The following is a 12308-nucleotide window of genomic DNA, read 5'->3' as shown; positions in this document are numbered from 1 at the left end:
GGCGGTCACAGGAGGAAAGCATGTCCCTGATTTCAAAAGCACAGCAGCCTGACAGCAGCGGTCGTATTCAGCACGTCACGCCACAGAGCGCGGGCTGGGAATATGTTGGCTTTGCGGCTTACCTGCTAAAGCAGGGCGAGACGCTGACGCTGCAGAGCGGTGAGAAAGAGCTCTGCCTGGTGCTGGTCGCCGGGCGGGCGTCGGTTAAAACCCGTCACGCTGCCTTTGCCGGTATCGGCAAGCGCATGTCGCCGTTTGAGCGCATTCCCCCGTGGTCAGTCTATGTGCCGCACCACGATCGGGCGGAGATCACCGCAGAAACCGATCTCGAACTGGCCGTATGCAGCGCACCGGGGCATGGCGATCTGCCGGCCCGGCTTATCCCGCCAGAAGAGGTAGGAATAGAGCATCGCGGCAAAGGACGTAACCAGCGCCTGGTGCACAATATTTTGCCGGATAACAAAGCGGCGGACAGCCTGCTGGTGGTGGAGGTCTATACCGGTGAAGGGGCGACCAGCTCCTGGCCAAGCCATAAGCATGATGATAAAGCGAGCCCGGATGAGACCTATCTGGAGGAGACCTACTACCATCGCTTTGATCCGGAACCCGGCTTTGCTATGCAGCGGGTCTACACCGACGATCGCTCGCTGGATGTCTGTGTGGCGCCCGGCAATCGCGATGTGGTCATGGTGCCACGCGGTTACCACCCGGTCGCCACGCTGGCGGGCTATGACAACTACTACCTTAACGTGATGGCGGGGCCGGTACGGCAGTGGAAATTTACCTGGGAGAAAGATCACGCCTGGGTAAACAGCGATAGCTATCCACGCAGCCGCTGAGTCGCGGTATGGAGGGTAAGAGGGCAGCCAGCGCGCTGCCCTTTTTTACGGGTGCAGTTATTCCGGTTCGCTGCTGTTAGTCAGCGCCAGCGACACGGCCAGCGTCTGCGCCAGGCAGAGTGAGGCAACCTGAGAACGGAATCCATCAACCTGCGCTTCACGTACCACAAAGCAGACGTCGCTGAAGGCGGCCAGCGGGCTAACCTGACTGTCGGTGATGGCGATCTGATGCGCGCCGCGTCGGGCACCCAGCTCGACCAGCTCAACGGCTTCGCGGGCGTATGGCGAGTAGCTGATAGCGATAACCACATCTTTGGGATTCACCATGCTCAGCTGCTCGGCAAACATGCCGCCGAGACCGTCAATCAGGAACGCGCGGCGCTCAAGGTGTCGCAGCGCATACACCAGATAGGAAGCCACGCTGAAGGAGCGACGCAGGCCAATAATGTAGATATTCTCCGCCTCATTCAGCATCTGTACCGCTTTGTTGAGCTGTTCAGGGTTAATCTGCATCGCCAGCTGCTGCAACGCCTGACTGTTAACCATGGTGAAGACGTTGAGGATCTCCATCGGGCTTTCCGGCGAGCTGGCGCTGTCATCGGTAGCCGTCTGGCGAAACAGGCGCGCGCGCTCGGTATAATTAACGGTCTCTTCCATCAGATGCTGACGAAACACCTGTTTCATTTCATTGAAGCCGCTAAAGCCAAAAGCGTTGGCAAAACGGATCAGCGTGGAGGGCGGGACATCAGCCTGCTGAGCGATTGAGGCAACGGTATCAAAGGCAATACTGTTGCTGTTATCGAGAATATAACGAGCCACCTGCTTCAGACGCTTGCTCAGTGTCTCGTAGCGACGACGAATATCGTCCTGTAGCAGAGTGAGCTGGGTTGGATTATTGGTCATTGCTTCGGCCCGTTTACAAAAGAAAAATGGCTGGATAATGAGCGCTATAGTACCAGATGGATGGAAAATTTCATTCAATTGTCATCAACAGCGCATCTATTTCATTGGATTATGCAATACCTCACAAAACCGCGTGGCGGCAGTGTGGTTTGCGGTGAGGTTATCGGGTCCGGAAAGAGATGCAGGGGGAAACAGCGGAAGCAGAGGGGGACACCCTCTCCGCCAGGGGAGAGGGTGTGCGGAAACCGCGCGCGCCGGACCTACCCGCGCGCCGCGCGCCAGTAGCCGATCAGGCGCAGATAGTTGCCTTTTACCGTCGCAATCAGCGTCTGGTCATCCAGCTCACCTTTCAGCCACTGACGTGACGGCTGACCAAAGATGGTGCGCCCGACGGCAAATCCTTTTACCCACTCCGCCTGCGCCGCTGCGGCAAAGCCCGCTTTGAGCTTATCTTCCGGCGCGTCCAGGCCAAGCAGCAGTATGCCGCGACAGTATGGATCCTGCTGTTCAATCAGTGCACCTATTGCCTGCCAGCTCTCTGCAGAGAGCGGCGGCAGTTTCCACCAGTCGGGCTGAATGCCGAGGCTGTAGAAGTGGCTCAGCATCTCATGATAGTAAGACTCGTTATGATCCGGATTGCTCTCCGGCAGGATCACTTCTACCAGCAGCTCATGCCCGCTCTTGTTACAGCCGCGCCAGACATCCAGCAGCAGCGCATCCTGCTCATCGCGCAGTGCAGCGCTGTCGTGCGGATGGTAAAACACCAGGCACTTCACCACGTGCTCCGCCGGCCAGTCGATCAGCTGCGAGCCGATATTGCCATGCTCCAGGCGCAGCGGGCGCGATCCGGGTTGCTCAATTGGACGACCAATCCACCACTTTTTGCCGGTGATCGCGTTCAGCGCTTTCTGCCCGTAGGTGGTATCGGCCAGAATGCCGCTCTTTTCGTTCAGGCCCGCTTCTGCCGCCGCCTCCTGCGCCGCCTGCAGCAGCAGCAGTTTTAACTGCGGAATACGCGCCTCGCTGACGCCCGCTTCCTGTGCCATATCAGCCAGCTGTTTACGGTGGTCGAAGGCGAACACATTCAGCTCCGGCCACTGCTGCCGGCGCGTGGTGACCCGGTGCAGGTGAGTAAGGTGCGTATCGCGATCCGGTCGTTTAACCTCACGATCGCGGCAGAGGAAATCATCCAGCTCCGCTTTAGTCGGCATTGCCGGCGCGCAGCCGTGCCGCGACACCACCAGCGCGCCACAGGCATTCGCGTAGCGACACGCCTGCTCCCAGCTCTCATCGTTCAGCCAGCCGCGCAGCAGACCAGACATAAATGCGTCGCCCGCACCCAGTACGTTCAGCACTTCAACCTGCACGCCGCTCTGCAGCCGGGTCTGTTCCCAGCTGTCCGGAATATCGCCCTCAAACACCACGCAGCCCAGCGGACCGCGCTTGCACACCAGCGTGGCCTGGCTTGCCTGGCGCACATTTTTCAGTGCCGTCAGCGTATCGGTACTGCCGCCGGCAATGTGAAACTCCTCTTCAGTGCCGACGATAAGGTCAAAATAGTGCAGCACCTCCTGCAGCTGGCGGGTGACCTGGCCCGACTCAATAAAGCGCGTCTCACCGTCGCCCAGTGAGGTCAGGCCCCACAATACCGGCCGATAGTCGATATCCAGCGCGGTACGCAGCCCGTTACGGCGGGCAATATCAAGCGCTTTCAGCACGGCGGCGCGGGTATCCGGATGGGAAAGGTGCGTGCCGGTAATCGCCACCGCGCGTGAAGAGGTAATGAACGCCTCCTGAATATCATCGGGCACCAGTCCCATATCCGCGCAGTTATCGCGATAAAAGATCAGCGGAAAGGTCTCTTCATCTTTAATGCCGAGGATCACCAGTCCGGTCAGACGCGTTTTATCGGTGATCAGGCCGTCAGTATTACAGCCAACGCGCTGCAGCTCTTCACGTAAAAAACGGCCGTTATGTTCATCGCCGACGCGCGCCAGCATCGCAGATTTCAGCCCCTGAATGGCCGTGCCATACGCCACGTTGCCTGAGGATCCACCCAGATATTTATTAAAGCTGGTCATATCCTCTAAGCGCGAACCGATTTGCTGACCATAGAGATCAACGGCGATGCGTCCGATACAAATCACATCAAGCCGCTTCTGTTGTGTACTCATACCTATAGTTTCCTTCTGTGATAAGCAGGCACGAACATCATCACCCGTGTCGGGTGCGCTGCTGTCGGGTTCTCAGAATGCCTGACTGGCTGGAAAATCAGTATGAGGAATGAATATTTCATAAACAACATAAAATGAAACATACGTCTTTATTTTGTGAGCCAGGTAAAATTACCGCTCTGCGCAACAGAGCAGAGGTAACGTCGTAAACAGGCACGGCATCTCCGGGCTGTGAAGCCGATCGCAGGAAATATCAGGTAAATAGCAGAAGCTTTCCGGGTGAAACAAAAATTCATAACCACGCCACGCTTTCTGGCTTCGTTCCACTTTAGCCCCGCAGAAACAGCTGCTCAGCCGCTTTACTCTGCTGAATTTGATCTCCATCGCAAAATGAAATGTTTCTTCTGTAATTGTATTTTATGGAAAAAATATTTGTTTATAATCGCCGCATGTTTCACTTATGCACGGGGCAGCCAGACAGCCTGCTCCGGGTCGCGAGGCTCCTCAGCGGATGCCGGCAAGTAAAGGAAAAGAGATATGGGCACGATCAGACTGACAACGGCACAGGCGCTGGTGAAGTTTCTCGATAATCAATATCTGAATGTCGATGGCGCAGAGAGCAAGTTTGTGAAAGGCGTGTTCGCCATTTTCGGCCACGGTAACGTACTCGGTATGGGTCAGGCGCTGGAGCAGGATAGCGGCGATCTGATTGTGTATCAGGGACGCAACGAGCAGGGTATGGCGCATGCTGCGACCGGCTTTGCCAAACAGTCGCTGCGCCGTCAGATTATCGCCTGTACCTCGTCGGTAGGCCCGGGCGCGGCCAACATGATTACCGCTGCGGCAACCGCCACGGCTAACCGTATTCCGCTGCTGCTGCTCCCCGGAGATGTGTTTGCGACCCGCCAGCCCGATCCGGTGCTGCAGCAGATTGAACAGAGCCACGATTTAAGTATCAGTACCAATGATGCTTTCCGCGCCGTCAGCAAATACTGGGATCGCATCAGCCGCCCGGAGCAGCTGATGTCCGCCTGTATTAACGCCATGCGCGTGCTGACCGATCCCGCCGAAACCGGTGCAGTGACGCTCGCCCTGCCGCAGGATGTACAGGGCGAAGCGTGGGATTTCCCGGACTACTTCTTTCAGAAGCGCGTGCATCGGCTCGATCGCCGCCTTCCTTCTCCTGCGCAGCTTGAGGCTGCGCTGGCGCTGATTGCGCGCAAGCACAAGCCGCTGATTGTCGTGGGCGGTGGCGTCAAATACTCCGGAGCGGGCGAGGCGCTGCTGAAATTTGCTGAGCGCTTCGCGATTCCGTTTGCGGAAACGCAGGCGGGTAAAGGCACGCTGAGTTCCGAACATCCGCTGAACCTGGGGGGCGTGGGGGAAACCGGCTCTCTGGCCGCTAACCTGCTGGCGAAAGAGGCCGATCTGGTTATCGGTATCGGCACCCGCTATACCGACTTCACCACCGCGTCAAAATGGATTTTCCGCCATCCGGAGGTCAGCTTCCTTAATCTTAACGTCAGCAACTTCGACAGCTACAAGCTCGATGGCGTGCAGCTGCTCGCCGATGCGCGCGAAGGGCTGACCGCGCTGGCGCAGCAGCTGCAGGGCTTTGAAAGCCACTGGGGCGATCAGATAGAAGAGGCGCAGCGTCAGCTGCGGCAGGAGACGCAGCGCGTCTATGCTGCTACCTGGAACAGCGATGATTTCGTTCCGGAAATTGCTGACCATATCGATCGCGACGCGCTGTTTGCCGAATTTCAGCGTCTTACTCAATCTGTGCTGACGCAGAGTAGCGTGCTCGGCACGCTGAACGAGCAGCTGCCGGATGACGCGGTCATTGTGGCCGCAGCGGGCAGCCTGCCGGGCGACCTGCAGCGCGTCTGGCGCACCCGCAGTTACAACGACTATCACGTGGAGTATGGCTACTCCTGCATGGGTTATGAAGTCAACGCCGCGCTGGGGGCAAAGCTGGCCCAGCCGCAGCGTGAGGTCTATGCCATGGTCGGTGATGGCTCTTTCATGATGCTGCACTCAGAGCTGGTGACGTCGATTCAGGAGGGCGCGAAGATCAACGTCATCCTGCTGGATAACATGACCAACGGCTGCATTAACAACCTGCAGATGGAACACGGTATGGACAGTTTTACGACCGAATTCCGCTTCCGTAATCCGGAAGGGGGGCGGCTCGATGGCGGCTTTGTGCCGGTGGACTTTGCGGCCATTGCCGCCGGATACGGCTGCAAAACCTACCGCGTCACCACGCTTGAGCAGCTGAAGGCGGCGCTGGCCGACGCACAGCAGCAAAGCGTCTCCACCCTGATTGATATCAAAGTGCTGCCAAAAACCATGGTGCACAAATATTTCAGCTGGTGGAACGTCGGCGTAGCGCAAACCTCTGAATCTGAGCGTACGCAGCAGGTCGCTGACAAGCTGAATCAGCACATTCAGCAGGCACGTAAATATTAACGCTTCTGGCCGGCACAGATCGGCCGTCTTATCTCTTATCTGACTCTACAGGTGTAATCATGACGCTCAAACTCGGGGTAATCGGGACCGGTGCAATTGGTCAGGAGCATATCCGTCGCTGTAACAACGTACTGCAGGGCGCAAAAGTGGTGGCGGTTTCCGACATCAACGTTGAGGGGGCCCGGGCGGCGCTGCAGCGGCTGAATATCAGCGCGGAGGTTTATCAGGATGGTCATCAGGTGATCGCCTCGCCGGAGGTTGACGCCATTCTGGTGACCTCCTGGGACCCGACGCATGAAGAGTTTACCCTGGCGGCTATCGCTGCCGGCAAGCCGGTATTCTGTGAAAAGCCGCTGGCGATGAGTGCGGAAGGCTGCCGCCGTATTGTGGATGCGGAAATTCAGCATGGCAAACGGCTGGTGCAGGTGGGCTTTATGCGCCCGTATGACGCGGGCTACCGCGCCCTGAAAAAAGTGATTACTGAAGGTGAAATTGGCGAACCGCTGATGCTGCACTGTGCGCACCGTAATCAGAGCGTGGGTGAGAACTACACCACCGACATGGCCATCACCAACACGCTGATCCACGAGCTGGATGTGCTGCGCTGGCTGACGGAGGATGACTATAAATCGGTGCAGGTGGTCTTTCCGCGCGTCACGTCAAAATCGCATGCGCAGCTGAAAGATCCGCAGATTGTGCTGTTTGAAACGCAGAAAGGGATCCGCATCGATGTGGAGATCTTCGTGAACTGCGCCTATGGCTACGATATCCAGTGTGAAGTGGTGGGAGAAGAGGGCATCGCCCGTCTGCCAGAACCGTCGGCGATCCAGACGCGTAAAAATGCGCGCCTCGGTACGCCGCTGCTGACCGACTGGAAAGATCGCTTTATCGACGCCTATGACGTCGAGCTGCAGGCGTTTATCAACGATGTTAAAGCCGGTGAGCTTACCGGACCTTCCGCATGGGATGGCTTTGCCGCTTCAGTAGCAGCTGACGCCTGCCTGAAAGCACAGAACAGCGGCGCGATTGAGCCGGTTGAAATGCCACCGCGTCCGGCATTCTACAGCAAATAACCTGCTACTTTTTTTGCGGCGGCGCGGCTGCTCCGCCGCCCTGATTCCGGGATCTGAAGATGAACAAAGAGAATGTAAAGCTGGCGATAGCGCCGATCGGCTGGACCAATGACGACATGCCCGATCTGGGCAAAGAGAACACATTCCAGCAGACGGTCAGTGAAATGGCGCTGGCCGGTTTTACCGGCAGCGAAGTCGGCAGTAAATACCCGCGCGATCCGGCGATTCTGAAACCGATGCTCGATATCCGCGGCATTGAGATCTGCAACGCGTGGTTCAGCACCTTTTTTGCTAACGGCGATAAGGCGAAGACCATCGATGAGTTCATCAACCATATGAACTTCCTGCATGCGATGGGCGCGCGCGTTATCGGCTGTTCAGAGCAGAGCAAAAGTATTCAGGGTACCACGCTGGCCGTGTTTGAGCAGAAACCGGTGTTCAGTGACGAAGAGTGGCGCCTGACGGCGGAAGGCTATAACGAACTGGCGCAGCTTGCCGCAGAAAAGGGCATGCGCGTGACGCTGCACCACCATATGGGAACCGGGATCCAGACGCCGGAAGAGATTGACCGTTTTATGGCGCTGACCCACGACAGCGTAGGCCTGCTCTATGATACCGGCCATATTTACTACTCTGAAGGAGCGCAGCAGGCGATGCTGGACGTACTGACCACGCATCTGCCGCGTATTTTCCACGTGCATCTGAAAGATGTGCGCGACGAAGTGGTGGCTGAAGTGCGCGGGAAATCCCTGTCGTTTCTTGATGGCGTGAAGAAAGGCACCTTCACCGTGCCGGGAGATGGTGCGATCGATTTCGCGCCGGTGTTTAAAATTCTCGACGAGGCAGGCTATAAAGGCTGGATGGTGGTAGAGGCGGAGCAGGATCCGGCTATCGCCAACCCGTTTGAATATGCGGTAAAAGCGCGCAAATATATCCGCGAACACGCCGGACTCTGATTGCTGCTCTGTGCCAGCGCCGCTGCCGCTTCTGTGGGGCAGCGGCGCTGTTCTGTTATCCCTGCACGCTCTTCCTGAATCGGTTATCCGGCGACATAAAAAACCCCGCAGCGGGTGCGGGGTCGGTAAAGCGGATAACAGACCTTACGATGCGAGCGAAAGCGCCGGCTTCTGGCTGTTGCGCGCCAGCCACTCGCTGATGCGCGCCTGCTGGGCCGTGTTCAGCCACATACCCTGCTTGGTACGGCGCCAGATAGCATCATCCAGTTCACGTACCCACTCGTTTTTGACCAGATAACGCAGTTCAGCTTCATAGAACTCATGACCAAAATTCTCGCCCAGATCGGTCAGGCTGGTGGCACCCTCAAGCAGCATTTCGGTGCGACTGCCGTAGGTGCGGGCATAGTGCCGCGCCATGTTTTCGCTGATAAAGGGATAGCGGCGCCGCAGACCGGCAGCGTAGTCCTCACGCGTACCGGAGAAATCACCACCCGGCAGCACGGCATTTTTTGTCCAGGCCGGGCCGGCGTTCGGGTAGTACTTCGCCAGTTTCTCCATCGCATGCTCTGCCAGCTTGCGATAGGTAGTCAGCTTGCCGCCAAACACCGACAGCAGCGGCGCCCCGCCGTTATCATCACGCACGTCCAGCGTATAGTCACGGGTGATCGCCTGCGGTGAATCTGACTCATCATCACACAGCGGACGCACGCCGGAGTAGCTCCAGACGATATCATCTGAGGTCAGCTGCTTTTTGAAGTGCGCGTTAAACACCTTCAGCAGATAGCGCGTCTCTTCCTCATCAATTTTAACGTTTTTCGGATCGCCTTTGTACTCAACGTCGGTGGTACCGATGATAGAGAACTCATCCATCCACGGAATAACAAACACGATACGGTTATCTTCGTTCTGCAGAATATAAGCCTGCTTTTCGGTGTGCACGCGCGGCACCACGATATGGCTGCCTTTAATAAGGCGAATGCCATAAGGGGATTTCAGCTTCAGGCCGTCGTCAAACAGCTGTTTAACCCACGGGCCGGCCGCATTAACCAGGCCTTTAGCGCGCCAGGTCAGAATTTTGCCGGTATCGACCTCTTCTGCCTCAACCATCCACATGCCGCCTTCACGCCATGCGCGGTTAACGCGGGTACGGGTGCGCACTTCGCCACCTTTACGCTCAACTTCCTGCGCGTTCAGCACCACCATGCGGGCATCATCCACCCAGCAGTCGGAATATTCAAAACCGCGCGTAATTTCCGGCTTCAGCGCCGACTCCGCGCCAAAGCGCAGACCTTTACTGCCCGGCAGCGTAGTGCGCTTGCCGAGGCGGTCATACATAAACAGGCCCATACGGATCATCCACGCCGGACGCAGGTGCGGGCGGTGCGGCAGGCGGAAGCGCATCGGGAAAGCGATATGCGGCGCCATTTTTAACAGCACTTCACGCTCGGCCAGCGCTTCGCCAACCAGACGAAACTCGTAGTGTTCAAGGTAGCGCAGGCCGCCGTGAATCAGTTTGGAACTGGCGGAGGAGGTGGCACACGCCAGATCCCGCGCCTCCAGCATCAGCACAGACAGTCCGCGTCCTGCAGCGTCCACTGCAATGCCGGCTCCGTTGATGCCGCCGCCGATCACGATCAGGTCTTTGGTTTCCACGTCATCTCCTCCGATGTTCGGAATAGTTCTAAAATGTTCGTTTTCGAGCGTAATAATAATCGGAAACCAACATTTTCGCCAGTCTTTAACGCAATAAAAACATTCCTGCGTGATGCAGCTAACATTCCGGCAGGAAAAAAAACAGATAACCCTTTTCTTTATCAGGTAATGGCACCTGTTTCTCAGGGTAAACTAGGCGCAAACAGAACAGCTAAATGAGAGATAACGATGGAAACCTTCGAGTGTATTAACGTTCAGCAGGCAAACACGCAGCTGGCGCAGGGCGCGCAGTTGGTCGATATTCGCGATCCACAGAGTTTCGCCCTGGGACATGCCGCTGGCGCGCAGCATCTCTCCAATGACAACCTGGCGGACTTTATCGCGCAGGCGCGCCGCGATCTGCCGGTGCTGGTGATGTGTTATCACGGCAACAGCAGCAAAGGCGCCGCGCAGTTTCTGCTGGGGCAGGGTTTCAGTGAGGTGTACAGCATTGATGGCGGGTTTGACGCCTGGCGTGCAGCGTTTCCTGCGCAGACCGCGACCGGTAGTCTCTGACCCGCCACCTTAAGGAGAGCGCAGCATGATGCGTATTACCCGGTTCAGCCACGCCCGCACCGCGCAGGCGTTTGTGGATTATATGGCGACGCGCGGTGTGACGCTGCGCATAGAGCAGGAAAGTCACTTTGTGATCGTGCTGGATGATGAGAGCCAGCTGCAGATGGTCGAAAACGAACTTGCGCAATTCGTTCGCGACCCTAATCACCCGCGCTATCAGGCGGCCAGCTGGCGCAGCGGCAGCACCCGCAGCGGGCTGCACTATGAGCGCAGCAACGTCTGGGCCACGATTCGCGAACGCGCCGGACCGCTGACGCTTTCGGTGATGGCGCTCTGCGTCGCAGTGTTTATTCTGATGCAGATTGCGGGTGATGATGTCGCGCTGGCCTGGCTGGGCTGGCCGGCTGACGCCTCGCAATATTTTCAGGTCTGGCGCTGGTTCAGCCATGCGCTGCTGCACTTTTCGTTGCTGCATATCCTGTTTAACCTGATGTGGTGGTGGTATCTCGGCGGAGCGGTCGAGAAGCGACTCGGCAGCGGCAAGCTGTTTGTGATTATGCTGATCTCTGCGCTGCTCAGCGGCTGGATGCAGGCCAAATTCAGCGGCGTGCTGTTTGGCGGTCTTTCGGGTGTGGTCTATGCGCTGATGGGCTATTGCTGGCTGCGCGGCGAGCGCGATCCCGAAAGCGGTATTTATCTGGAGCGCGGACTGATTGGTTTCGCTATTGTATGGCTGGTAATTGGCTGGTACGGCGCATTTGGTCTGGCAATTGCTAATGCCGCGCACGTGACCGGCCTGCTGGTCGGGCTGGCTATGGCGTTTGTGGATACGCGCCACGCTGCCCGTCATCAGAGATAAAAAGAATACGGCTGCAAGCCGAGGAGAGAGATGTGAAGCAGACGCAACGTCATGACGCCATTATCGATCTGGTCCGGCGTCAGGGGTATGTCAGTACGGAAGAGCTGGTTGAGCATTTTGCGGTCAGTCCGCAGACCATCCGCCGGGATTTAAACGATCTGGCCGATCAGAATAAAATTCAGCGCCATCACGGCGGCGCGGCGCTGCCCTCCAGTTCGGAAAATACCGCCTGGCAGGATCGTAAAATGATGTGGTCGGCAGAAAAGGCACGCATCGCCGCACGCGTGGCCAGTCAGATCCCGGATGGCGCAACGCTGTTTATTGATATCGGTACTACACCCGAAGCGGTTGCCCATGCGCTGCTGAACCATAACGATCTGCGGATTGTCACGAACAACCTTAACGTTGCCATTCTGCTGATGGGCAAGCCCGATTTCCGGGTGATCATCGCCGGCGGAGAAGTGCGCACGCGTGACGGCGGGATCATGGGCGAAGCCACGCTCGACTTTATCTCGCAGTTCCGCCTCGACTACGGCATTCTCGGTATCAGCGGCATCGATATGGATGGCTCGCTGCTGGAGTTTGACTACCATGAAGTCCGGACCAAACGAGCCATCATCGACAATTCGCGCTGCGTAATGCTGGTTGTGGATCACTCAAAGTTCGGGCGTAACGCTATGGTCAATCTGGGCAATATGGGACTGATTGATTACATGTTTACCGATCAGAAGCCTCCCGCCAGCGTGCTTAAAGTGATTGAGCAGCATGAGGTTCATCTCGAACTCTGCTGATCCTGCGCCGGGCCACGCGCCCGGCAGCTATTT

Annotated in this window: 10 protein-coding genes; 7 read left to right on the top strand and 3 right to left on the bottom strand. The window is 57.3% G+C overall.

The window, feature by feature from the left end:
- Positions 1-20: 20 nt before the first annotated feature.
- Complete coding sequence (iolB, locus tag LAC65_RS14975; protein WP_039380998.1) at positions 21-839, top strand: 5-deoxy-glucuronate isomerase; 819 nt, start codon at positions 21-23, stop codon at positions 837-839.
- Between the two features lie 57 nt (positions 840-896).
- On the opposite strand, the gene LAC65_RS14970 is transcribed toward iolB, so the two are convergent.
- Together LAC65_RS14970 and LAC65_RS14965 are read right to left on the bottom strand one after the other, a co-directional pair.
- Complete coding sequence (locus LAC65_RS14970; RefSeq protein ID WP_039380996.1) at positions 897-1742, bottom strand: MurR/RpiR family transcriptional regulator; 846 nt, start codon at positions 1740-1742, stop codon at positions 897-899.
- 260 nt (positions 1743-2002) lie between these two features.
- The gene (locus tag LAC65_RS14965; protein WP_039380993.1) at positions 2003-3916 is read right to left on the bottom strand and encodes a bifunctional 5-dehydro-2-deoxygluconokinase/5-dehydro-2-deoxyphosphogluconate aldolase; all 1914 of its coding nucleotides are present in this window, start codon (positions 3914-3916) and stop codon (positions 2003-2005) included.
- Between the two features lie 537 nt (positions 3917-4453).
- Between LAC65_RS14965 and iolD the strand changes: the two genes are divergently transcribed.
- The 3 genes from iolD to iolE are packed head-to-tail and all read left to right on the top strand — an operon-like array spanning position 4454 to position 8417.
- Entirely contained in the window at positions 4454-6388 is a 1935-nt protein-coding gene (gene iolD, locus LAC65_RS14960; protein ID WP_039380990.1) for a 3D-(3,5/4)-trihydroxycyclohexane-1,2-dione acylhydrolase (decyclizing), read from the top strand.
- Positions 6389-6447: 59 nt separating this feature from the next.
- Positions 6448-7461 (top strand): bifunctional inositol 2-dehydrogenase/D-chiro-inositol 1-dehydrogenase, encoded by a 1014-nt coding sequence (iolG, locus tag LAC65_RS14955; RefSeq protein WP_039380988.1) that lies wholly within the window; start codon positions 6448-6450, stop codon positions 7459-7461.
- Between the two features lie 59 nt (positions 7462-7520).
- Positions 7521-8417, top strand: coding sequence for a myo-inosose-2 dehydratase (gene iolE, locus LAC65_RS14950; protein WP_039380985.1), 897 nt, complete (start codon positions 7521-7523; stop codon positions 8415-8417).
- A gap of 144 nt (positions 8418-8561) precedes the next feature.
- On the opposite strand, the gene glpD is transcribed toward iolE, so the two are convergent.
- On the bottom strand, positions 8562-10070 hold the full coding sequence (gene glpD, locus LAC65_RS14945) for a glycerol-3-phosphate dehydrogenase (protein ID WP_039380983.1): 1509 nt from the start codon (positions 10068-10070) through the stop codon (positions 8562-8564).
- 228 nt (positions 10071-10298) lie between these two features.
- Between glpD and glpE the strand changes: the two genes are divergently transcribed.
- From glpE to LAC65_RS14930, 3 genes are read left to right on the top strand one after another with little or no spacing between them, the layout of a single operon-like run.
- Entirely contained in the window at positions 10299-10625 is a 327-nt protein-coding gene (glpE, locus tag LAC65_RS14940) for a thiosulfate sulfurtransferase GlpE (RefSeq protein WP_039380980.1), read from the top strand.
- Between the two features lie 28 nt (positions 10626-10653).
- Positions 10654-11484, top strand: a complete 831-nt coding sequence (gene glpG / locus LAC65_RS14935) for a rhomboid family intramembrane serine protease GlpG (RefSeq protein ID WP_039385660.1) — start codon at positions 10654-10656, stop codon at positions 11482-11484.
- A gap of 32 nt (positions 11485-11516) precedes the next feature.
- A complete protein-coding gene (locus LAC65_RS14930; RefSeq protein WP_039380978.1) occupies positions 11517-12275 on the top strand; it encodes a DeoR/GlpR family transcriptional regulator in 759 nt (252 codons plus the stop codon).
- Positions 12276-12308: the final 33 nt, after the last annotated feature.

Origin of the sequence: Pantoea eucrina (assembly GCF_020079945.1) — a bacterium.
GTDB classification, from domain to species: Bacteria; Pseudomonadota; Gammaproteobacteria; order Enterobacterales; family Enterobacteriaceae; genus Pantoea; species Pantoea eucrina.
Note: the sequence above shows the minus strand (reverse complement) of the source record. Positions and strands in the feature narration are given on the sequence as shown.